The organism is Brevibacillus sp. MS2.2, from assembly GCF_013284345.1.
Lineage (GTDB): Bacteria > Bacillota > Bacilli > Brevibacillales > Brevibacillaceae > Brevibacillus > Brevibacillus brevis_C.
Genome location: NZ_JABSUZ010000050.1, coordinates 1 through 21,830 on the forward strand (window position 1 = coordinate 1; position 21,830 = coordinate 21,830).

Annotated in this window: 22 protein-coding genes, 1 pseudogene and 1 riboswitch; of the genes and pseudogenes, 12 read left to right on the forward strand and 11 right to left on the reverse strand. The window is 46.0% G+C overall.

The genetic code is table 11. The annotated features are described in order from the left end of the window. Window positions 1–168 precede the first annotated feature (168 nt). From HP568_RS27195 to nadD, 3 genes are read left to right on the forward strand one after another with little or no spacing between them, the layout of a single operon-like run. Entirely contained in the window at window positions 169–957 is a 789-nt protein-coding gene (locus tag HP568_RS27195; protein WP_048031484.1) for an NUDIX hydrolase, read from the forward strand. A gap of 28 nt (window positions 958–985) precedes the next feature. Beyond that, entirely contained in the window at window positions 986–1,531 is a 546-nt protein-coding gene (locus HP568_RS27200; protein WP_173630741.1) for a cysteine hydrolase family protein, read from the forward strand. Window positions 1,532–1,560: 29 nt separating this feature from the next. Then, entirely contained in the window at window positions 1,561–2,199 is a 639-nt protein-coding gene (gene nadD / locus HP568_RS27205; RefSeq protein ID WP_048031482.1) for a nicotinate-nucleotide adenylyltransferase, read from the forward strand. Window positions 2,200–2,257: 58 nt separating this feature from the next. On the opposite strand, the gene HP568_RS27210 is transcribed toward nadD, so the two are convergent. The 6 genes from HP568_RS27210 to HP568_RS27235 all read right to left on the reverse strand — a co-directional run bounded on the left by HP568_RS27210 (window position 2,258) and on the right by HP568_RS27235 (window position 8,839). Further along, complete coding sequence (locus HP568_RS27210) at window positions 2,258–3,163, reverse strand: DMT family transporter (protein ID WP_048031481.1); 906 nt, start codon at window positions 3,161–3,163, stop codon at window positions 2,258–2,260. A gap of 112 nt (window positions 3,164–3,275) precedes the next feature. Continuing rightward, window positions 3,276–5,402, reverse strand: a complete 2,127-nt coding sequence (locus tag HP568_RS27215) for a bifunctional diguanylate cyclase/phosphodiesterase (protein ID WP_048031480.1) — start codon at window positions 5,400–5,402, stop codon at window positions 3,276–3,278. A 211-nt stretch (window positions 5,403–5,613) separates the two neighbouring features. Continuing rightward, window positions 5,614–6,759, reverse strand: a complete 1,146-nt coding sequence (locus tag HP568_RS27220) for an alpha-hydroxy-acid oxidizing protein (protein ID WP_173630742.1) — start codon at window positions 6,757–6,759, stop codon at window positions 5,614–5,616. A 125-nt stretch (window positions 6,760–6,884) separates the two neighbouring features. Beyond that, window positions 6,885–7,229, reverse strand: coding sequence for a spore germination protein (locus HP568_RS27225; RefSeq protein WP_254551566.1), 345 nt, complete (start codon window positions 7,227–7,229; stop codon window positions 6,885–6,887). Window positions 7,230–7,298: 69 nt separating this feature from the next. Next, entirely contained in the window at window positions 7,299–8,042 is a 744-nt protein-coding gene (locus HP568_RS27230; protein ID WP_173630743.1) for an SDR family NAD(P)-dependent oxidoreductase, read from the reverse strand. Between the two features lie 41 nt (window positions 8,043–8,083). Continuing rightward, on the reverse strand, window positions 8,084–8,839 hold the full coding sequence (locus tag HP568_RS27235) for an SDR family NAD(P)-dependent oxidoreductase (RefSeq protein ID WP_173630744.1): 756 nt from the start codon (window positions 8,837–8,839) through the stop codon (window positions 8,084–8,086). Between the two features lie 136 nt (window positions 8,840–8,975). On the opposite strand from HP568_RS27235, the gene HP568_RS27240 reads away from it, so the two are divergent. Together HP568_RS27240 and HP568_RS27245 are read left to right on the forward strand one after the other, a co-directional pair. Beyond that, entirely contained in the window at window positions 8,976–9,902 is a 927-nt protein-coding gene (locus HP568_RS27240) for a LysR family transcriptional regulator (RefSeq protein ID WP_048031477.1), read from the forward strand. A 462-nt stretch (window positions 9,903–10,364) separates the two neighbouring features. Further along, window positions 10,365–10,628 carry a KTSC domain-containing protein gene (locus HP568_RS27245; RefSeq protein WP_048031476.1) on the forward strand — a complete coding sequence of 88 codons (264 nt, stop codon included), beginning with the start codon at window positions 10,365–10,367 and terminating at the stop codon, window positions 10,626–10,628. 66 nt (window positions 10,629–10,694) lie between these two features. Here HP568_RS27245 and HP568_RS27250 read toward each other — a convergent pair whose 3' ends face one another. The 5 genes from HP568_RS27250 to HP568_RS27270 all read right to left on the reverse strand — a co-directional run bounded on the left by HP568_RS27250 (window position 10,695) and on the right by HP568_RS27270 (window position 14,142). Beyond that, window positions 10,695–11,441, reverse strand: coding sequence for an amino acid ABC transporter ATP-binding protein (locus HP568_RS27250; protein WP_217366809.1), 747 nt, complete (start codon window positions 11,439–11,441; stop codon window positions 10,695–10,697). A gap of 14 nt (window positions 11,442–11,455) precedes the next feature. Next, complete coding sequence (locus tag HP568_RS27255) at window positions 11,456–12,115, reverse strand: amino acid ABC transporter permease (RefSeq protein ID WP_017251947.1); 660 nt, start codon at window positions 12,113–12,115, stop codon at window positions 11,456–11,458. Between the two features lie 72 nt (window positions 12,116–12,187). Then, window positions 12,188–12,964: an amino acid ABC transporter substrate-binding protein gene (locus tag HP568_RS27260; RefSeq protein ID WP_048031474.1), complete on the reverse strand. Its 777-nt coding sequence runs from the start codon at window positions 12,962–12,964 to the stop codon at window positions 12,188–12,190. Window positions 12,965–13,124: 160 nt separating this feature from the next. Then, a complete protein-coding gene (locus HP568_RS27265) occupies window positions 13,125–13,832 on the reverse strand; it encodes a DNA alkylation repair protein (RefSeq protein WP_173630745.1) in 708 nt (235 codons plus the stop codon). Between the two features lie 124 nt (window positions 13,833–13,956). Beyond that, entirely contained in the window at window positions 13,957–14,142 is a 186-nt protein-coding gene (locus HP568_RS27270; protein WP_048031472.1) for a hypothetical protein, read from the reverse strand. A gap of 209 nt (window positions 14,143–14,351) precedes the next feature. Here HP568_RS27270 and HP568_RS27275 point away from each other — a divergent pair. The 7 genes and pseudogenes from HP568_RS27275 to HP568_RS27305 form a co-directional block, all read left to right on the forward strand. Beyond that, window positions 14,352–14,669, forward strand: a pseudogene (locus tag HP568_RS27275) (DNA alkylation repair protein); the annotation flags it as partial. Then, on the forward strand, window positions 14,669–15,346 hold the full coding sequence (locus tag HP568_RS27280; RefSeq protein ID WP_173630747.1) for a Crp/Fnr family transcriptional regulator: 678 nt from the start codon (window positions 14,669–14,671) through the stop codon (window positions 15,344–15,346). The pseudogene HP568_RS27275 and the gene HP568_RS27280, both read left to right, overlap by 1 nt. 84 nt (window positions 15,347–15,430) lie before the next feature. Beyond that, on the forward strand, window positions 15,431–16,093 hold the full coding sequence (locus tag HP568_RS27285) for a peroxiredoxin-like family protein (RefSeq protein ID WP_173630748.1): 663 nt from the start codon (window positions 15,431–15,433) through the stop codon (window positions 16,091–16,093). Between the two features lie 174 nt (window positions 16,094–16,267). Then, a riboswitch (cyclic di-GMP riboswitch) is annotated at window positions 16,268–16,351 on the forward strand. A 193-nt stretch (window positions 16,352–16,544) separates the two neighbouring features. After that, window positions 16,545–17,099, forward strand: a complete 555-nt coding sequence (locus tag HP568_RS27290) for a GNAT family N-acetyltransferase (protein ID WP_173630749.1) — start codon at window positions 16,545–16,547, stop codon at window positions 17,097–17,099. Between the two features lie 3 nt (window positions 17,100–17,102). Continuing rightward, complete coding sequence (locus HP568_RS27295; RefSeq protein WP_048031468.1) at window positions 17,103–18,575, forward strand: methyl-accepting chemotaxis protein; 1,473 nt, start codon at window positions 17,103–17,105, stop codon at window positions 18,573–18,575. A 121-nt stretch (window positions 18,576–18,696) separates the two neighbouring features. Next, window positions 18,697–19,746, forward strand: coding sequence for an alpha/beta hydrolase (locus tag HP568_RS27300; RefSeq protein WP_048031467.1), 1,050 nt, complete (start codon window positions 18,697–18,699; stop codon window positions 19,744–19,746). Window positions 19,747–19,936: 190 nt separating this feature from the next. Then, the gene (locus HP568_RS27305) at window positions 19,937–21,667 is read left to right on the forward strand and encodes a GMC family oxidoreductase (protein ID WP_173630750.1); all 1,731 of its coding nucleotides are present in this window, start codon (window positions 19,937–19,939) and stop codon (window positions 21,665–21,667) included. The last annotated feature ends 163 nt before the right edge of the window (window positions 21,668–21,830 follow it).

Genomic DNA, 21,830 nt, shown 5'->3' on the forward strand with positions numbered 1-21,830 from the left:
TGGATGCTGTTTAATCAATCGCTTTTCGCAGGTATGACTTCGAGAGACGTCTGACATTCACAGACGTCTTTTTTCACAGTCTTTTACATTGTAATATTGACATTGTTAAAATGATATCATAACATAAAAGCATGATAACTGATTCGAGCAAACGGAAAGGATGATCTTGTGAGTACGTCTCCCCTTCGAGCCAAACGCATCCACTTTCGGACCAAAAAGTACCGCTCACCGGATGGACTTCCAACAGATATTTGCCTCTTTACGATCCTTTCCATCCCGCGCCAAACAAAAACCAAATCGCTGCCACTCAAACAATTGGCCGTTCTTCTGATCAAGCGAAAAAGCGATACATTTGGAGAGCAATGGGCCTTGCCTGGCGGTTTTTCCCATGAATCGGAGACCCTGGACGAATGCGCCTATCGCGAGTTGAAAGAAGAGACGAATATCGACCGTGATGTACACATCGAGCAGTTGAAGACGTACTACAGGCCCGGAAGAGACCCTCGTGGTTGGATCCCGAGTGTTGCCTATGTCTCCCTCGTCCATGAAGATTTATTGAAGCACGCACAGGCAAACGACGATGCATCCGACGCGCGGCTATTTCCGATTGAGGAAGCTTTTGCCCTCAACCTTGCTTTTGATCATCGTGAAATTTTGACTGACGCCTTACAGCGCGTTCGTGAGCAGATGCTGCAAACGACTATCGCCAAAGCGTTTTTGCCAGATGAGTTTACCTTGAGCGAACTGCTGCAAGTGATCGAGTCCGTCGTTCCATCCTTTTCGGCAAAAGATCGCGGCAATTTTGAGCGGCGCCTGCTTGCGACAACCAGACGGCAAGGACTGCTCGAGCCAGTTCTATCGGCTGACGGACAGCCTGTCTACTCGACTGAGTTTTCGAATTCGCCAGCCAAGCTCTATCGCTTTACCGGCTTTACGCCAACTGCCATGATTTACTGAAAAAGTCCACATTCAGGAGGTTTTTTCCATGAAAGCTTTGATCGTGATCGACTACACGAATGATTTTGTCGCGACAGATGGTGCATTGACTTGTGGAGAGCCTGGTCAGGCTATTGAAGGACGCATTGGAGAATTGATCCGCGACTTCCTCGCAGAAGGCGATTTTGTCGTCATGGCAGTCGACGCTCATCGAGAGCAGGACCCGTACCACCCTGAGACAGGACTCTACCCTCCGCACAACATTATCGGTACGGCTGGCCGGAATTTGTATGGCAGCATTCAGGAGATTTACGAGGAATTCGAAGATACGATTCACTGGATGGATAAGACCCGCTACAGTGCTTTCCAAGGTACCGACCTTGCGTTATTGTTGCGGACGAGAGGTATCACTGAGGTTCATCTGGTAGGTGTCTGCACGGACATTTGTGTATTGCATACAGCGATTGAAGGCTTCTATAACGGCTTTTCTGTCGTCATCCACGAGGATGCAGTAGCGAGCTTTCTTCCAGAAGGTCACAAATGGGCTCTCAGTCACTTTCAGAACCAGCTTGGCATGACTATCCGCAAAAAATAACAGGCTCATGACGATAGGAGGCAATTTTCATGCGAATCGGCATTTATGGCAGCAGCTTTGACCCCATCACGTACAGCCATTTGTTCACGGCAGCGACCGTCGCTCACCGGAGACGACTGGACAAAGTCATTTTCGTACCATGCTCTTCAAAGCGTCATGATAAAAAATTGCAGACAGAGGACGTCCATCGCTTGCACATGCTCAAACTGGCTTTGGCGAGCAGTACACACAAAACAAACAAGTATGGAGAGCCACTTTTCGAAATTTCTACAGTCGAGATGGATGGCTTGCCAGGTGAAACCTATACGTATGATACGATGATGCACATGAAAAAGAAGTACCCAAACGACGAGCTCTTTTTCATCATGGGATCGGATTTGTTAGAGGGACTGTCGAACTGGGGCAACGCTGAAAAGCTGGTTGCAGGCTTCAATTTCATCGTGATGTCTCGTGAAGGCTATCCGACCGCTGACCTGATCGCAGAGGACGCGCTGTTGCGCAATCACGACGAGCATTTTCTCATCATGAGCAAGGGCATCAACATGGGAATCAGCTCTACCTACATCCGAGACGAAATCCGCAAAGGCGGCGACCCCAGCTTCCTGTTGCCGGATACCTGCCTACAGTACATTTATGAAAAAGGAATCTACAAAGAGCCTTACCTATAGTCCCCATAATAAAAACAGCCGAACCTGTGAAGTGTCGGCTGTTTTTGTTTCGTCTCCATTAACGATTGAGAGTATTGGCAATTGCAGGCTGTCGTATCTTTTTCTGATAGTTCACCAAGCAAATACTGCACACGATCAATACCAGACCAGCGATGAGTGAATACGTAACCGGCTCATCCATGAAAATAGTGCCCGTGACAACTGCGATGAGCGGCACGAGAAACGTAAAGGCTGCTACCTTGCTCGCTTCGCCTGCATTCACGAGCCCAAAGTAAATGACAATGGCAATCGGTACACCAAATGTAGCGCCATAGCTCAGACCGATCAAATAAGGTACATTCCAGACAATGTCGGACCAGCTCTCTACACCTGTCCCCAAAAGAGTTAAGGCCGCGCCACCAATGATACATTGCATGGCAACCATCCACAGAGAATCTACCTTGGCACTGACCTTTTTCACATAGATCACGCCCAGCGCCCACGTCAGAGCCGTCAACAAACCTAAAATGACGCCCACGATGGAAACCTGTCCAGTCAGTCCATCTGCACTGACCGCAAGTATCCCGAGGAATCCCATGATCAGCCCAATGATCTTGAGCACCGTCATGCTCTCACCCAGCCACAACCAGGCAAAGAGTCCAATCAAGATTGGCTGGAAGTACACCAGCACAGAGAATAATCCACCTGGCAAATACACGAGTCCAACCGTCTGAATGCCGTAAAAGCACAATGTATTCAGAAAGGCAGATATACAATAGCGCAACCAGTTTTCACGCCAGTTGATCTTTTTCCATTTCGGTAAAATAAATAAAGCGAGCAGAAGTCCGCCAATCAGCGAACGCATTCCTGCGAACAAAATCGGTGGCGTATAGGCGAGTGACATTTTGTAGATCGACCAGCTTAATCCCCACATCAATACCAAACTTGCAATAGCGACAACAGTCTTACCTGAAAACTTTCCCACGAGGGGCCTCCCTTTCTAGCTGCAAACTTGCTCTTATGTTTTTGTCCGCCTCTTATAGTACCACACAAAAGAAGAAGCCGGATGTTCTCACCCGGCTTTGCTTCCTGCCATATTATTGCTGCTCTTGACGAAGGAACTGGTCAAAATCATCTGTCGGAAGCGGTTTGCTGAACAAATAGCCTTGACCGTGGTCGCAGCCATTTTCCTTCAAAGCCGCTACTTGATCATGGAGCTCAATTCCCTCTGCGATGACATTCATATTGAGACTTTGCGCGATCGTAACAATCGCTTTTACAATCGCTTGACTCTCTTGGTTGTGATGAATGTCGCGAATAAACGAGGCGTCAATTTTGATCGTATCGACTGGCAAACTTTTAATATAACTAAACGAGCTATAGCCTGTCCCAAAATCATCAATCGAAATTTGGATGCCGATGTCTCGAATCTGTTGCAGGACTGCCGTCGCCTCTTCCATTTTGACAAAAATGCTCTCCGTAATCTCGAGCTCCAGCCAATCAGGAGACAGATTTGTTTCCCGAAGTATATCCTTGATCATCTCGACCAGATCTTTTTGATAGATCTGTCTTGCTGACAAATTCACAGAGACCTTCAGCGTATATCCTTGATCGTGCCAAATTTTATTTTGTTTGCACGCCTGTTTCAATATCCATTCCCCGAGTGCCAGAATCATCCCTGTCTCCTCAGCGATAGGGATAAAACGATTCGGCGGAATGATGCCAAGCTCTGGATGCACCCATCTGACGAGCGCCTCCATGCCTGTCATCGCGCTTGTCGCGATATCGATCTTGGGCTGGTAGTAAATTTGGAACTGCTCTTGTTCAATGGCTTTCCGCATCTCATTTTCCATCAAGATACGCTCCAGCGACTTCGCCTCCATCGTCGGATCGAAAAAGTCATATCCATTCTTCCCGCGCGATTTCACTGTATATAACGCCGTATCGGCCCGTTTCAACAAATCTTCAGGGTTGTCCCCATCTTGCGGGTACAAGGCGATGCCGATGCTGCACGACACGTTGAACACATGACCATCCAATTCAAACGGCCGCTGCAACTGATTCATGATCTGCTCTGCCAATGCAGTCGCTTCGTTTCGATCTTGCAACTGGTTCTGCATAATCGTAAATTCGTCTCCACCCAACCTGGCCACGACATCTCCTGGCTTGAGGCATGCCTGTAGACGCTTTGATGCTTCGATCAGCAACATATCCCCTACGTCATGACCGAACGAATCGTTCACATCCTTGAACCGATCCAAATCCAAAAACAGCACAGCCAGATTCGATTGGAAACGCTTGGCCTGCATCATTTCCTTGCTGAGCTGTTGGACATACATTCGTCGATTCGGCAGATCTGTCAACGCATCGTGATAAGCCAAGTGGTGAATCGTCTCTTCGGACTGTTTTCGGTCTGTGACGTCACGGGTAACGAGGAGTAGCTTGGTCACATTTCCTTCTTCATCCGCTATCGGATTGATTTTGCTTTCTGTCCAGATCACATCGTTTCTTTGGGTGTTAATCCGGCACTCTACCATGTACTCTTTACGTGTAGAGAAGGCATGCTGAATCGCATAAGCAAAAATATCCCGGTCATCCTCTACAATCCACTCGAACAGGTTATGGATTTCCTCATCAGGAACGGTATGCTCCCACACACGCTTGTGAGATGGGGACAAATAGAGAAACTCCCCATCCAGGTTGATGATGCTGATGATATCTGACGTGTTTTCCGCGATGATGCGATACTTTTCTTCACTCCGCTTGAGCTCGTCTTCCATCTGCTTGCGAGCCGTGATATCACTGCGAATGGAAAGGTATTGATAGATTTCGCCCGCTTGATTCTTAAATGGCACGATCGTGGTATCGACCCAATAATAGCTGCCATCTTTTGCGCGATTTCGAATTTCCCCCCGCCAGACCTGGCCAGATCGAATACAAGACCACATATCTTTAAAAAAGCCTTTCGGATGAAAACCCGAATTAAGAATACGATGGTCATTTCCAATCAATTCGCTTCGTTCGTATTTCGATATGAGGCAAAATTGCTCATTTGCCCGCAAAATTATCCCCTTATTGTCCGTAATTGCCAAGATCGTGGATTGGTCCAAAGCGTATTTGACATCTGCCAGCTCATTCACAACCATGTTCAGCTCACCATCTTTTTCACGTAGTAGCCCTACCCAATCTTGGGGTGTCAGTGAAGACATCATTTGGTTTTTCATTTCCATCACCTGCTTTGGATACAGTCAAAAAAAATGATCCTTACAGAAGGATCGTAACGTTCTGAATACAAGTTCGTTCCATTTTACCATGTTTTTCCGAAAGATCAACGAGAACAGTTACGGTAGAAATAACATTTTTGCGAAAAAAATGAACCAGTGCATGTAGACTGGCTCACTTTTTTCAACAATGGGTACGATTGAGCTACTTCCCTTACAAGCGGGCAAGAATGCTGCGATTGAGGTCTGCGACAGAATTGCTGCCTGACAGTGCCATCGCGACGTCAAATTCATGGATGAGTGTATCTAAGACACTCACTACGCCCTGCTCTCCGGCCACAGTCAGTCCATACAGGAATGGCCGACCAATCAGGATGGCATTGGCACCTAAAGCAATCGCTTTAACGACATCTGCTCCTGTACGCACGCCACTGTCGAGCAAGACAGGTATTTTGCCAGCTACCACCTCGGCAATCGCTGGCAACGCATCCAGCGTAGAAATGGCGCCATCCATCTGCCGCCCTCCGTGATTGGAAACGATGATTCCATCGACACCATGCTCTAAAGCAAGCCGCGCATCATCCGGATGCAAAATGCCTTTTACCAAAATCGGTAGACGAGTATGCTCACGCAAAAAGGCGATATCGTTCCAATTGAGTGCTGGATGATAAATGTTTTTCAACACTTCTTCTACTGCATTTTCTGGCGTAACCTCAGGAAGTCGCGAGCAAAAAACAGGGTCTGTCAAGTAATTCGCCAGTCCTTTTCCTTCCCGCAGTGGCGAATACCCGTTGCGGAAGTCTCTGCGCTTCCACCCTAGCATAACGGTATCTACCGTGAGGACAATGGCAGAATAGCCAGACTTTTCTGCTCGTCTGACCATGCTCGCAGAAACCTCTCGATCATTCGACCAATAGAGCTGAAACCAACGATAGGCATCACCCATCACTTCGGCAATATGCTCGAGTGAGTGAGCGGAAACTGTACTGGCTACGAACGGCACTCCGGCTGATGCAGCCGCCCTGGCAGACGCCAGCTCTCCATCGGGATGTGAAATCGTCTGCATGCCTACAGGTGCCAAAAAGATCGGAGTGCGCAACGCTTGATTGTACATCGAAATACCAAGGGTGCGATTCGTCACATCCCGCATCATCCGCGGAATGATTGCCCAACGGGAAAAAGCTGTCCGGTTTTCTACCAGCGTTTCCTCTGCCCCTGATCCCCCGGCAACATAATCAAATGGCCCATCCGGCAAAACCTCGCGTGCCTTTTTCTCCCAATCCTCAATCGAAATCGGCAGTGCCTGCGTGTCCTTGTTCACACGGGTAAATAAGAGTGATTCCTCATTTGTTTTCTTCATCTGGTTTGCTTCCTTTCTGCGATCGTCTTTCATCTTTTTTATCTCAATTCACATAAATTCGCAATAGTCTTACTCTGAATTCTATTATCGAGCTTGTCCACTTTCGCACGCGGCCTTTTTCAAGGCTACTTTTTCTTTTTGCCTTTTCGAGCTGCGCGACGGACCCGTTTCTTTGTCTTCACTGTCTTCATTCCAGCCGCTCCTGAACCCACCCATGTATTGGTTTGGCTGTTTTCATTAATGACCTTTACTACGTTTCCACTATTGTTTCCACCCGAACCGGAAAACGCTTTGGTTACGCTTTTCGGAGAGTTGTTTGCCGTATCGCCAAAGTTGATATTCCCGACATTATTGGTAATGGTCACCGTGCCCACAAAAGTCGGCAAAACTCCTCCCTCCCCGTCGCGTAATGGCTTTTTCCCATTATATTCGATCGGTTTTGCGCCCGCTTGGACGATGGTTGAGGGCATTTGTCCGATGTAGTCTTGTGAAAAAAAATCTCCCCGAGCAGACAAATCTACGCGAGGAGAAAGAACTTATTATTGTGCGGTATAACCGCCGTCGACCAGCAGGCTTGTCCCTGTGACGAAGGAAGCATCGTCGCTGGCGAGGAACAGAACAGCCTTGGCGACTTCTTCTGGTTTACCCAAGCGTCCCATTGGATGCAACCCGATCAGGTGCTCATTCAAGGCTTCATTGCGCCCAGCAATCAATGGTGTATCAATGTAGCCAGGGCAGACTGCATTCACGCGAATTCCTTGCTTTGCATACGTAAGTCCCAGTGTCTGGGTCAAGAGCTTCACGCCGCCTTTGGCGGAAGAGTATGCTGTTACACCTGCTTTCCCTGCATGGCTATGGATCGAGCCGCAGTTGACAATCGCGCCGCCAGTCCCTTGCGCCAGCATTTGCTCGATGACGTATTTATCACACAAAAACACGCCGGTCAGATTAATATCAATCGTTCTTTGCCAGTCATCCATGCTCAACAAATGACCAGGTGCGTCTTTTGCGATACCCGCATTGGCAAACAGAATATCTACCTTTCCGTACTTTTCTACAGTGGCACTTACCATGTTTTTTACTTCGTCTTCTTTCGTTACGTCCGTTTTCACGAACAACGCATCGAAGCCCGCTTGATTCAGCTCTTCCGCCAATTCATTTCCACGTGGGGAGAAGTCAGCAATCACTACTTTCGCCCCTTCTTTTGCGAAGAGACGGACGGTCGTTTCACCGATTCCACTTGCTCCACCTGTTACGATCGCGACTTTATTTTCCAGCCTCATGGATAATTCCTCCTATTTTCGAAAAGGGTATTCGTACCGTTTTATCTCGCTGTTGCACCACCATCGATGACGAATTCCGCTCCTGTAACATGGGAAGACTCGTCAGAAGCGAGGAACAGCACCATATTGGCTACATCCTCGACAGTTCCAAGTCGGCCTGTTGGAGTAGCTAGTGCTAGCTCTGCTTTGGAATGCTTTGTCGTTTCCGAAGCATAGGACACCATGTTTGTATCGATATAGCCAGGATGAATCGAGTTCACGCGCACACCTTGTGCCGCATACTCCATCGCTGCATCTTTAGTCATGATGCGAACCGCTCCCTTGCTCGCTCCGTACAAAACGTGACCCGGTGCACCAAAAAGCCCAGCAATGGAAGAGGCATTGATGACAGAACCACCTTGTTGTTTTGCCATGAGTGGCATCACATGCTTCATTCCCAAAAAGACGCCCGTTACATTAATCGCCATGAGACGATTCCATTCCTCTATGGTAATCTCCGCTAATGGTTTAATGATATAAATACCTGCATTGTTGAACAGGATATCTACTTTCTCGTATTGTTCTACAGTGGTTGCCACTACTTGCTGCCATTGCTCTTCACGGCTTACATCATGCGCAATCGCAATGGCTTTACCACCCGCATCCTTGATTTCGGCTACCGTCTGAGAGGCACTTTCCAGATTGATATCGGTAACGACTACTTTCGCACCTTCCTTGGCAAAACGAATCGCCGTTGTTTTTCCGATTCCTGTTCCGCCACCCGAAATGATCGCTACTTTCCCTTCGAGTCTCGCCATTGTAAACGCCTCCATTTATGATGTCTTTTGTACCTGATCTCTTGCCTTGCTTTCATTATAGGACTCTTTTATATTAAAAAATATGTAAACATACTTACCCTTCCTTAAGTACGACTAAAGGATGTGCTGTTACCAAATGCATCTGGAACAACTGGAATATATCGTAGAAATAGCGAAGGCAGGCTCCTTGACCAAAGCCGCCCAGAACAAGCATGTGACCCTCTCCGCCATCAGCCAATCGCTCTCCAGTCTGGAAGCAGAGCTGGGCGTTACTCTTTTTACACGTTCGCGTCTTGGAGCAGTACCGACCCCAGAAGGGCGCATTATCATCAAAAAAGCATTTGAAGCCTTGGGAAAGATCCAGGAGATCTTGGAGGAAGCACAAAACTACACGAACTCGTTGAGCGGAGAGTTGAGGCTCGCCACGATTCCCGGTCCCATGAATCTTTTGGTCGATGCCGTCGCGAGCTTTAAAAAAGATTATCCTTACATCCGTACCGAAATTGCAGAAAAAGGCACACAGGAGATCTTAGAGGACATTCTTCAGGACAAGCTGGACATTGGTCTGGTCATTATTCACGAGAACCTGCTCAAAAAGAGCGAGGGCCTCGGCTTGGTGTTCGAACAGCTACTAGAGGGAAAAATGGTCGTTGGTGTGGGCAAAAACTCGCCGCTTGCCTATCAGGATTCCGTCACACCTGAAGAGCTTCGCAAGCAATCCTTCGTCCTGTACAACGACGACTACGTCAAATGGTTCGTAGAGGATTTTGCCGCTACTTATGGTCCCGTCGACATTTTGTTTACGTCGAACAACACAGAAGCACTCCGCAATGCAATCCGGCAAAATCTCGCGGTAACCATCGGACTGGACTACTCTTTTGTTCATGAACCTCATTTGCAAGACTCCGATTCAATCACGCTTGATTTGGATATTCCGTATCAACAACCCATCTATTACGGCTGGGTGCGTTCGGAGGAACGGCATTATTCCCGGATTTCGATGAACTTTATCAATCGGCTCCAATACGATTTAAAAAGCAAGAAATACCCACCCACTCTTTAGCAAAAAAAGGCTGCCGCTTCATTTTCGCGGACAGCCTTTTTCAAATCGTTCATGGCGATGGTGATCAAATGAAATTTGCGGAAAGATTTTTGGTTCTATGCAATTATTGACAATAATAAAATAGGTAATATAGACTATATTCGACAACATTTTTCATGAGTCTACATACTTTCGGATGATCATTTCTTTCTACACACAACCATATGATAGGTCCATAGAACGAAGAAAAAAGAAGATTTTCACTTTTTTGGAGCAGGTTGCTTTTCATTCGTGACTTCATTCTCTCTAACAGGAGGCACTTACATGCTTGCCGACTTTCCGATGATCGTTCTGAATACGGTTCTCTTAGCCTATTTTGCAATCGGTGTGCTATTTTTGTATTCCGAATCCAAATTTTTGCGTAAAATGAAGACTCGTAGAAATAGATAAACCGATTTTTAGATAAAGGAGTTTGCACGTACATTGAGATCTTTTTTCCGCCAATTTCTGCCACGACAGAATCAACCCCAAGAAATTACCTACAAGGAACTGGATTCGAAATTGATCAAAGCTGCTCGCTACGATCTGTCTGCAAGCCACCTCTATATCCGTTTTCACGATGGACGCGAGGTCGTTTACTGTCGGGTCACTCCTTACGCTTACAATGCGTTTTTAAATGCTGACTCGTTCAGCGATCATTTTCATTCGTTCATCAGCCAACGCTACTTGAACTATCAGGTGATGTAGCCTGTCTATACAAAAATGCCCTCAGTCTGTCTTCTCGACTCTGAGGGCATTTGTTGTTGATCTTTTCTATTTTAATGCACGATGCAAAAAAGATTTGGTCCGCTCAAATTTAGCGTTTGTAAACAATTGCTCAGGCGTCCCCGACTCTACGAATTCCCCGTTGTCCATAAACATAATTTGGTTCGCTACCTCGCGCGCGAATCCCATCTCATGCGTCACAACCATCATCGTCATATGCTCCTGGGCAAGCTGCTTGATGACTTGCAGGACCTCACCCGTCAGTTCGGGATCGAGCGCAGACGTAGGCTCGTCAAACAACAAGATTTGCGGATTCATCATCAGTGCTCTGGCGATCGCCACACGCTGCTTCTGTCCGCCTGAGAGCTTCGCCGGATACGCGTCTGCCTTATCAGACAGGCCGACCTTTTCCAAGAGATCTGCACTCTTTCTGCGGATGTCCTGGGGCGCCTCACCTTTGACTACGCGTGGTGCGATCTCCAGATTTTCTTTTACTGTGAGATGAGGAAACAGATTAAAATGCTGAAAGACCATGCCCATTCTCGATGTGATCTGCTTGATTTCCTGGTTACTGGTGTAAACGCCGTCCTTCACCAAATAATCATCCTGCACACGAATGCTGCCGCCATTCACCTGCTCCAGATTGACCAAGCTGCGCAGCATTGTGCTTTTACCGGAGCCAGATGGTCCAATGACCGCTACGACTTCGTTCTTTTTCACCGAAAACGAGACATCTCGCAAAACTTCCTGATTGCCAAACGATTTCTTTAGATTCGATACTTGAATGATATCCATATTGCGCCAGCCCTTTATTCGAATTTGAACCTTTTCTCCAGCCACTTAAAGAACAACGTTAACAATAGCGTCATCAACAAATAAATGATTCCCGCAATAAAAAACGGAACGATGGTAAAATCGCGATTCACAGCCGTTTGTGCAAAGTGAAGCAATTCTGGGACGGCAACTGCATAGAGCAACGCGGTGTCTTTTACGAGCGTAATGGATTCATTTGCGACGGCAGGTAAAGCCACGCGAAACATTTGCGGCAAAATAATCTTGTTGGTCGTCTGCCATTTGCTAAAGCCGAGGACCTGCGCCGCCTCGTACTGTCCTTTGTCGATCGACAGCAGTCCTCCACGGAAAATCTCCGCGAAATACGCTGCGTAGTTCAGTACAAAGCCGAGGCATGCAGCTACGAATCGATCCATAACCAAGTATTCTCCGATCACTGGCAAGAGGGGGAGGCCAAAGACAAAAAACAATAGCTGTAATAATAGAGGCGTTCCACGCATGACATACACATAGGTGTGCGCGAACCAAGACAGACCTCTGTTGCTGCTATTCGCCATTAAGGTAATGAGAAATCCCAATGGAATTGATGCCAGGATAGCGATGAAGAACAGCAACACCGTCATCTGCGCCCCTTCTAGCATGGGCACGGTAATGGAGATAATATAGTCTAAGCTCATCTGGTATGCTCCTAATCCTTATAATAAAGCGTGGCTTCGCCAATCATTCGGCGAAGCCATCGTATCTTCCGTTTATTTCAACACGCGATTTTCGCCAAACCATTTTTCCGATATTTTAGCTGCTGTTCCATCCTGATTCATGGTATCCAACGCTTTTTGCAGTTCGTTCAATAACGCTTCATTCCCTTTTTTGACGCCAACTCCATACTCCTCGGGTGCAAGCGATTCTTCCAACAGCTTAAAGGTTCCAGGTTCTTTTGCCATGTAGTAATCGGCTACAATCTGGTCGATGACAACTGCTTCCACGCGGCCAATCTTCATATCGCTCAATGCCAGTACATTATCTGGGTACTCGGTAATTGATTTGACCTGATTTTTCATGTCACTTGCATTGACAGCGTCAGCTGCGGAAGACAGCTTTTGCAATCCAATTCCTTTACCGGCCAAGTCTGACAGCTTGGTCAAGTTGCTATTTGCCATCGTAACAACTACTTGCGCGTTTTTCAGATAAGGCTTGGTAAAGAGAACCTTTTCTTTTCTCTCATCTGTAATCGTATATCCATTCCAGATCAAGTCGATACGACCGCTGTTTAGCTCAGACTCTTTTGCACTCCAATCGATTGGTTGAAACTCGACTTGTTTTCCCATCTTTTCGCTGGCTGCACGCGCGTAATCAATATCAAAACCGACTAGCTCATTTTTTTCATCCCGGAATCCCATTGGTGCGAACTTATCGTCAATTCCGATAATCAGCTTGTTCGCGTCAGCGCCAGTTTTTGCGCTGGAACAGCCCACTACCAATGAAACTATTGCACTCAACAGCAATGACATCCATGCTATTTTCTTCATCGTGATGATCCCCCTCGTTTCCCTACTCTACATTTTACTCTGATAAAGTGGTAATACGTTAACAAGGTATCATGATAGCACATTAGCAAGGAATAGTCGATACTTTAGTAAACAAAAGCACCCTAGAAATATACGCCAAATGAATGAGAAAAATGCCCGACTAGCAGATGCATGTCTTTTTCTTTTTTCCGACACTCCCTCGTTCCTCTATCTTTTTGATATACTCAGTAGCCAACGGAACCTTGCACGCTGTCTGTCCGACGTCTACATGTACTTTGCCAATCGCAGCGGCCACTTCCAACGCTTCCTGATGAAGTTCCGGTACATACGCACCTACTGAAATAACGAATTGATTCATGGTGTACCGGACGCGATTTTGTTCCTGATGAATCGTCTCCTTCACTCTCACGAGGAGCCGTTTGATTTCTTCTTTATCTAGCTGTTTATCTGGAGTAATCGATAAATAGTTCGAATACGTATTCCACCCACAGGTAGCTACCATCTCTTCCGTTGACTCGATCCATTCCCGTGCCAACTCCATAGCAAAATGACTCTCAGCAGCTACACTCGCAACCGTATATTCGGCGGGTGCGTACCATGACGCTTCCTTGACCCAAGCCTGTAGCTGCTCTTTTGTCATGCTCTTCGGGTCAACCGTCAATCCGGCCAAGTACATGGCGTCGTAGTTTCCCGTATCGTACAGCGCCTGGACGAGCTGCTGATCACGTTTTACCTCCTTGACCAGCTTCTTCATATCGCCGACTCGCACGCCAAACAAAGGCTCCTTTGCACCATGCCGCAATAACGTTTTTTTCGTCTGCTCTGTCCCCATCGCTTCGAGCTGCTGCATGACTTCTTCCAGCGTCATCTTGCCACCCTCCTTTTTCTTCTATTAAATAGGATAACCAGCAGCGGTGCCTCCAACACGAAAAAGCCCTCCACATTCAAAGGAGAGCTTTTTCGTGTTAGAGCTTGACACTCTTTTCCTATTCTTACGCCTGATCGCGTACTCTGATATACAAAACATTTCTCACGTTAATGACAACATCATCATACTGGAGCCATCCGTCGTTTTGATTCGCGACCATTTGAATGATCTCTTCCGGTTCCGTCGTCTCGATGCTAATCATTTCACCGCCTCCGGAAAAGTAAAATTGAATCACTTTTACTTCCTTCATCAAAATCCCCTCCTATTCCTTCTAGTTATCGGATAGTTGGAAAATTTTTGTTACCGGTGATTTTTATGTATACTTTTACCATTATTGCGAAAAGGAGTTCGTTGAAAATGCCTGATTCGGTGCGCACGAGAAAAGGAGCAAGAAAAGCCTCGCTCATCCCTGAAAATGTATTAGCACTCCTTCATGCTGGAGAATTAGAAAGCGTCAATTTGACTGAGTGGCAGGCTGTTGATCGCCGCTTTGCGGTAGAAGCCACACGCCCACGAGGGGTCTGGTGTAAGCATATTGACGCATTGAAAAATGAGCCTGCTCGCTGCCTGCCTTTACTCACGCAAGTGAAATCAGATGCATCTAAATATGTTCAAGATTCTGTAGGGAATTGGTTGAACGATGCGAGTAAATCACAACCAGACTGGGTAACGCAGCTTTGTGACGAGTGGCTAAGAATCTCTGATACAAAGGAAACGAAAAGAATTGTCACTAAAGCGAAAAGAACGATCCTGAAGACCCAAACCGAACAGAAATGATGAACCGAATCACATATTTATCCCAATTTTATTTGTTGAATTCATTATCCGAGGAAAGTTTGCGCTTAATTGATCAATTAACCTCTCTAACCCCTTTCCCCCAAAATACGTGCATTCAAACACCAGAAACTTTTTCAGAGGGCTTCTACTTCATCAAACAGGGGAAAGTACGTTTATATAAAGTAAATCGGGATGGGCGGCAGTTCACATTTGATATCCTCGGGGAAGGCAATGTGTTTGGAGAAATGGATTTGCTCTCATTAGGTACGAGGGAGATGTATATAGAAACCATCGAAGACTGCCTCATTTGTAAAATGAGCAAAGCAAAATTTGAGAGCTACATAATCGAACATCCTCAACTGATGATGAAGATCATGAAGCTCATTAGCGATAGAATGGTTTCGATCAGCCAGGCAGCCGAAAATCTTGCCCTTCTCCCTTTACAAGATCGCATTCTTTCCACGTTAGTAAAGCTTGCCGATCAATTTGGCAATCCCAGCAGTTCGGCGTTTCAAAAAATTGATTTATCTCTTTCCCATCAAGAACTCGCCCACTTTGTCGGGGCATCCAGGGAAGCTGTGACGGTAGCATTACGTGCTTTAGCAAGAGAAGAACTGATTCAAACAGGCTTTAAATCCATTTCCATTCATCGGGACAAAATTTTGAAGAAAATGTAATTCAGATTACATCTTTCCCTCCAAAAGAAAGATATCGTAAAGCTATGGCTTCTACTATTCTTTCGAAAAAGAGGGGAACGACATATGAATAAACCACATTTTCAGAGCCTGCGCGAAGAGCTAGATCATACAACCATTCAAATAGCAGACTTCCTCACTCGTGAAGTAACGGATGCATTTACAAGATCACTCGAGGAGCTGCGGACCTCTGGGCAGGCAAAGGGCTTGCCGATTGGTTCGATTGCGCCTGATTTTACGTTGAACGACCACACTGGCAAGACCTTTATCCTGTCGGAAGAAGTCGTAAAAGGTCCCGTCGTCCTCACATTTTTCCGTGGATCATGGTGCCCCTACTGCAATTTGGAGCTGCAAGCATACCAAAAACAGATCGATACGATAACCTCTCTGGGTGCCCAATTGCTTGCCATTAGTCCACAATCTCCTGCACACTCTCTTACTATGCAAGAGAAAAACGGACTGAGCTTCCCCTTGTTATGCGATACCAATAACCAGGTGGCAGAAAAATATAAACTCAGATTCAGACTGCCTGATTATTTACAGGATACTTACCGATCATTGGATATTGATCTCAAACATTTTAACAGTGACGATTCCTGGACGCTCCCCATTCCTGCTACTTATATCCTCAACAACCAGGGCGTAATCCGGTCAGCATGCTTAGATCCAGATTACAAAAAGAGAATGGAGCCTACTGAAGTTCTAGACATTCTGCAAACCATAACCTAAAGTCCCTAAAATGAAAAACCAGTTGAAACAGCAACTGGTTTTTTCGTACGTTCATACTTTATGAACAATTAGTTTCTTTTCCCTACCAAAACTTGACAAAGATATATCTTTTGGCTTATATTTTGCATGATTATGTCTAGCAAAATTCGACACGTTTTTACAAATTTTGCTAATAAATGCAAAAGGCAAAGTCATCGAAAGGTGGCGACGCAAAACCACGGGTCTACAGTCTTTGACCATGATAGCCGGGTTGCCATCATCTTGAGACCATTTTTTGATGTTGGTAGCTTCGGTTGTTCCATTTCGATGGAACGGCCTTTTTTGGTGTTTACATTTTTGAAAGGAGGATGAAAGCACTTTCATTTTCGTAACGGATGGAAAAACATAACTTTTGAGACGTCAAACATACACAACATGGTTCAATCAGAGAAAATGATGGAGTGGACAAGTTATGTACAAACAAGTAGAAACCGTACAAGAGTTAGCAAAATTTCATGAGATCAAAGAAACAGTATGGACAAGCATGGGCTTCGAAATGGAGTACGCGAAAGAAGGCTCGGCTCTGTTCCTCTTAATTGCCGAAGATGGTGAAGCAGGTGGAACATTTGAAATGACGCCCTTTTCCAAATCAAGTGCTTATATGAAATCACTTTTTCAGGATGTTGTTACAGAAGACATGAAAGTAATGGAGGTAGACAGTCTCGCTGTTTTGCCGAAATACCGTGGACAACTAGGGCAAAAAGGAATTTGCTTGATGATAGATTACGCTGAAAAGCATGGATATACCCACGCAATCGGGGTAGCAGATCCGACTTTTTTTACGTTCATCAACAAGAAGTATCATGTAAAGGCGATTCAGACCAAAGAAATCGTCTTTTACAAAGGGGCTGATGCCATTCCGACCCTCTTCCATCTAAAAGATGTCTATGACAATAAGCATGATCCGAAATATTCCTGGTACAATTCGTCGTCATCCAACCAAGTAAAAGTCGAGGTAGGTGGGTAAAACATGGATAACATTGATCTATTGAGAAGAAGAAATAATTGGGTCGTAATCGTATTCGCCAGTATTATTACGGTTGTTCAAGTCTTAAACCTCTTTCTAGGCGTACCGTACACATTCGTTTTCACGGTGCTGGGTATTTTGTATGGCGTGCTGGCACCTTTTACTTACATCTCCAATCGCCCGAGCTTCCGTGAAAAAGCAGCGCCCTTCATGAAGTTTTTCAACTTCGCCGTAATCGGGATCTTCATGTTCATCATAGTTGGACTGGACCCGCATATGATCAATATCATGACCATTATGTTCTTTGTAGCAGTCATGGGGATTTATCAAGACCGACTCATTAATATTTTGACGATTGTATCGACATTGGGCATTGTCTCTTACTACTTCCTGACACAGAGAGAAACGATTTTCCATTCGACAAGCAATCTTGATCTGATGTACTTCCTGCTTACCTTCTGCTTCGTCTCTGTCACGAGCATGATGCATGCTGTATTCAATAACAAGCTGCAAGAGGAAAGTGAGCAACAAAAGCAAGAAGCGATTGCCTCGAAGGAATCGTTGCAACGTGTTCTGGATCAGATCAACGAATCACTCACCTCTATGCAAGACTATCAAGAGAATTTGAACAAGGTGACGGACGGTGTAAATGTTCGCGCTGTCGAAACCGTCGCTTCCCTGCAAGACATTATGGAGTCCTTTACGATCCAAACCAGCAATACGGACGAGCTGCGTCGGGAAATGAGCTCGACGAATCTGCAAGTTGAGGACATGACCCGCTCTGTTACAGAGATGCATGAGTACGTAGAATCGACCAAAGAAGCCACTAGCGAGAGCGGCAAACGCATTGGCAACATCGGCAATGACTTTGAACGATTTATCACGGACATCCAAGGTACGAACCAGCTGATTCAAGAGCTCAATAAAGAAACCGAATCGATTGGGAAAATCATTCAAACCATTTCCGAGATTTCTGCACAAACCAATCTGTTGGCACTCAATGCCACGATTGAAGCGTCTCGCGCAGGCGAGCACGGCCGAGGATTTGCTGTCGTAGCAGATGAAGTACGCAAGCTGGCGGAATCCTCCAAGCTATCCTCAGAGTCGATCTCGAGCCTGCTGATGACCATTCGCGAAAAAATGAAGCTCGTATCGGATATGATTTCCGAGTCACAGACTTCTTTTGAGAAAAATAGCGAAGGCATCCTCGAAGTACAAGAAATGTTCACCAATGTAGACAACTACATGCAAAATTTTGCGGATAAAACGAAAAACCTGCAAGAGTTCATCGTCCATGTTCACAGCATGATTCAGGAAGTCGGCGCAAAAGTAGAAGTCAACGCAGATATTACCGACAAGAACAAAGAGAGCCTGGAAGAAGTACTTGTTCTCGTTTCTGAGCAAAAAGACGAAGTCGTTAAGGTTTCTGGCGGCTTTGAGAAAATCGAACAACAGATGCGTGGTCTCCATATGTAACCTTCCTGCAACCGCCTTTTATAGGCGGTTGTTTTCTTTTCTCATTTTGTAACCGAACAGATATATAATAAAAATATTCTGATATTTACAATCTCATACAATGAAAGGTGGCACATCATTGATGGATGCACGAATCGAAACAAAAACGATTCAGACCGATCGATTGCTCGTTTCCTATCTGACAGCAGGCGTACCGGAAGGAGAACCGCTTCTCCTCATTCACGGTAATGCATCAGCCAACTTGTTCTGGGATGATACCATTGCGGCTCTATGTGACCAGTACCGTGTATATGCACCTGATATGCGTGGCTATGGAGCAAGTGAAGCATTGCCTATCGATGCGACACGCGGTTTGCGAGACTGGTCGGATGACCTTCATTCGTTTATTCGGGCATTGGACTTGCCAACACCTGTCCATCTTGCCGGCTGGTCTTTGGGTGGAGGGATCGTGATGCAGTTTGCCATCGATCACCCACAGGAAGTCTGCTCCCTGATTCTAATCGCCCCCATGTCCCCTTACGGCTTTGGTGGAACCAAGGATATTGCTGGCACCCCGTGCTACAGCAGCTTCTCAGGCTCGGGTGGAGGAGCCGCCAACTCGGAGCTCGTCAAAAGGATAGCCGCTAAAGATATGAGTAGTGACTCCCCCTCCAGTCCTCGCAATGTCATGAATCAGCTTTATTTCAAGCCCCCATTCCAAGTTGGCCCTGAGCAGGAAGACCGTTATGTGAGCGCAATACTCTCTACAAGAACGGGAGAGGGCTTTTACCCCGGTGCTTTTGAATACGTAAACGATTGGCCCGGTGTTGCTCCTGGAACGACAGGGATTACGAATGCGATTTCTCCCAAATACGTAAATTTGTCCGGTATTGTCCAGATTGAGCCGAAATGTCCGATTTTATGGATTCGCGGTGCGGATGATGCCATTATCTCGGATCAGTCGCTTGCTGATTTCGGTACGCTGGGCAAGCTTGGCTATGTCCCCGGATGGCCAGGGGAAGACGAATATCCACCGCAGCCGATGGTCTCCCAAATTCGTGACGTGCTTGAACAATATCAGCGCGCTGGTGGTTCCTGTCAGGAGATTGTCATGGAAAATGTGGGGCACGCTCCACACATCGAGAAAGCAGAGGAGTTTATAGAGCTCATTCGAAAAACCGTCAGGGCATGACCCTGACGAGTAAAGTACCCAATTTTACACCTCATAGCTATTGAAGCCACATTTCTATTCCTGTCTTTCCAACGTCATTCACACAAAAGCTTACAAATAATGCTTTTGCCTCACTTGTTACTGGAACCCTTGTCTTTCTGCATGAATAAATTAAAAGGGCTAGCAAAATCACCAAAAGGAAGTGCAACAATTGGGACAAAGTTCAAGCTCAGCAAGTGAAAAGTATGATTATATCGTGATTGGTGCCGGAACTGCCGGAGGGGTAATCGCCAAGGAATTAACAGATGACAAGAAGACTTCTGTACTTGTTCTGGAAGCAGGTACAAATATGCCCAACCTGAGCGCTTCTCTTGAGGCAGCAGTGAATATGGCAGATGATAACAAGCTATCCTTCATAGCCGTCTCAAAAATCGAACAAGCGATTGGACGCCAGCTTCCGCTATGGAGTGGGAGAGTAATTGGTGGAAGCTCCGAACATAATTTTATGTATGCTGTCCGCGGAAGCCGCGAGCTTTATAATCAATGGGCAAAACTCGTCGGAGATCAATGGAGCTACGATAATATCCGCTCCTTATTCAAGAAAAACGAATCCTATTCGGGAGATACACAAAGCCCAAAAGAACGCGGTACAAAAGGCCCTATTTTTGTCAGACAGCAACAGATTCCGAATGGCGGGCTTATCCAAACATTAGCAGAAGCAACCTCTCAGGTTTTGGGTATCCCCATTGTCGAAGATTATAATACGGGCATACGAGATTGTACCTTTTTCCAATCACAATTTATTCAACAAGAAGTAGATGGGAAGTTTGTCCGTTCCTCCACCAGAGCCGGGTATTTAAATAACCAAATCGTGACACAGGGCAATGAGTTTCAGCCAGATGAATTCGGGATTGGAGGCAGAAAGTTAGTCATTTTCGGAAAAACAACCGTGAATAAAATCCTCTTTACAAATAACAAAAAAAAGAAAGTGCTGACTGCTGTCGGGGTTGAATTTGTACGAAACGGTGTGACACAAATCGTTTATGCGAAAAAGGGAATTATTGTCTCTGCTGGTAACTACTCCTCGGTTATCCTGCAACGATCAGGAATTGGCAGAACGACAGATTTAGCCCAAACAGGGATAGCTACATTAGTAGAGAGTCCAAATGTCGGTCACAATCTTCAGTCGCAGTATAGTATTGGCATGGGAATCGAGGTAAAAACAGACCGACTCCTTCCAGTATTAGCTGCTGACCCTGATCAGCCTGTAGCACTTGGTGCATTTAAAAAAGAAAACGGACCGAGTCGTCGCCTGCAAATATTAGGGCTTCCGTTACCATTCTTTGTCCCCATTCAAGATGTGCTTATCAATGGTTGGCAATTTGTTCCCACAAAGGAAAGCAATATCATGAGTATTGGCCTAGCAGACTTGAACCCCAAAAGTAAAGGTACGATTACGGTCGCACATAGTGATCCGGAAGCGTACCCATCGATCAAATTCAATGTCTTTGAAAATCCTGATGATCTAAACTTTTTGATAGACCAATATATCGAAATGTTCAAGGTGATCACGAAGGCTCGTGAACTCGATCCTGAGGGTATTTACAAGGTGGTATATCCTCCCGAGCCCCTATTCCATATACAGGATGAAGCAGAAAAGCGAAGCTTGCTCGCTGCTTATGTGAGAGCATCTTGTAGCATTTTCGCTCACTATGGTGGGCAATGTAAAATGGGAAAAAGCATTTCCGAGGGTGTTGTGGATGGGTACCTGAATGTATTTGGAACGGAAAATCTCAAAGTCGCTGATCTATCCATCGCCCCTATCTTACCTGACGGCAACACTTCCACACCGGCACAGATGATCGGTTTAAACGCAGTACGATTTATCCGTGAAGAGGCGAAAGACCATCGTGACGAGGATTGTGACGACGATGATGATTAATCTATACCATCCTATGTTGCTATAGTCTCAACCGTTAAATTCCCGAGGCTCTACTCTTCCTTACAAAAAACCCATGATGATCTCCTGCGCAAATGAACCATCGTGCATTCATTTGACATGAATCAATCATGGGCTTCTTTTATCATCCATTCTCCCATATGTA

Bases quoted from the DNA above. Each gene is read 5' to 3' on its own strand.
- HP568_RS27200 (WP_173630741.1), top strand. From the start codon at position 986: ATGAAAGCTTTGATCGTGATCGACTACACGAATGATTTTGTCGCGACA.
- nadD (WP_048031482.1), top strand. From the start codon at position 1,561: ATGCGAATCGGCATTTATGGCAGCAGCTTTGACCCCATCACGTACAGC.
- HP568_RS27215 (WP_048031480.1), bottom strand. From the start codon at position 5,402: ATGAAAAACCAAATGATGTCTTCACTGACACCCCAAGATTGGGTAGGG.
- HP568_RS27220 (WP_173630742.1), bottom strand. From the start codon at position 6,759: ATGAAGAAAACAAATGAGGAATCACTCTTATTTACCCGTGTGAACAAG.
- HP568_RS27225 (WP_254551566.1), bottom strand. From the start codon at position 7,229: ATGCCCTCAACCATCGTCCAAGCGGGCGCAAAACCGATCGAATATAAT.
- HP568_RS27230 (WP_173630743.1), bottom strand. From the start codon at position 8,042: ATGAGGCTGGAAAATAAAGTCGCGATCGTAACAGGTGGAGCAAGTGGA.
- HP568_RS27235 (WP_173630744.1), bottom strand. From the start codon at position 8,839: ATGGCGAGACTCGAAGGGAAAGTAGCGATCATTTCGGGTGGCGGAACA.
- HP568_RS27240 (WP_048031477.1), top strand. From the start codon at position 8,976: ATGCATCTGGAACAACTGGAATATATCGTAGAAATAGCGAAGGCAGGC.
- HP568_RS27250 (WP_217366809.1), bottom strand. From the start codon at position 11,441: ATGGATATCATTCAAGTATCGAATCTAAAGAAATCGTTTGGCAATCAG.
- HP568_RS27255 (WP_017251947.1), bottom strand. From the start codon at position 12,115: ATGAGCTTAGACTATATTATCTCCATTACCGTGCCCATGCTAGAAGGG.
- HP568_RS27260 (WP_048031474.1), bottom strand. From the start codon at position 12,964: ATGAAGAAAATAGCATGGATGTCATTGCTGTTGAGTGCAATAGTTTCA.
- HP568_RS27265 (WP_173630745.1), bottom strand. From the start codon at position 13,832: ATGACGCTGGAAGAAGTCATGCAGCAGCTCGAAGCGATGGGGACAGAG.
- HP568_RS27270 (WP_048031472.1), bottom strand. From the start codon at position 14,142: ATGAAGGAAGTAAAAGTGATTCAATTTTACTTTTCCGGAGGCGGTGAA.
- HP568_RS27280 (WP_173630747.1), top strand. From the start codon at position 14,669: ATGAACCGAATCACATATTTATCCCAATTTTATTTGTTGAATTCATTA.
- HP568_RS27285 (WP_173630748.1), top strand. From the start codon at position 15,431: ATGAATAAACCACATTTTCAGAGCCTGCGCGAAGAGCTAGATCATACA.
- HP568_RS27290 (WP_173630749.1), top strand. From the start codon at position 16,545: ATGTACAAACAAGTAGAAACCGTACAAGAGTTAGCAAAATTTCATGAG.
- HP568_RS27295 (WP_048031468.1), top strand. From the start codon at position 17,103: ATGGATAACATTGATCTATTGAGAAGAAGAAATAATTGGGTCGTAATC.
- HP568_RS27300 (WP_048031467.1), top strand. From the start codon at position 18,697: ATGGATGCACGAATCGAAACAAAAACGATTCAGACCGATCGATTGCTC.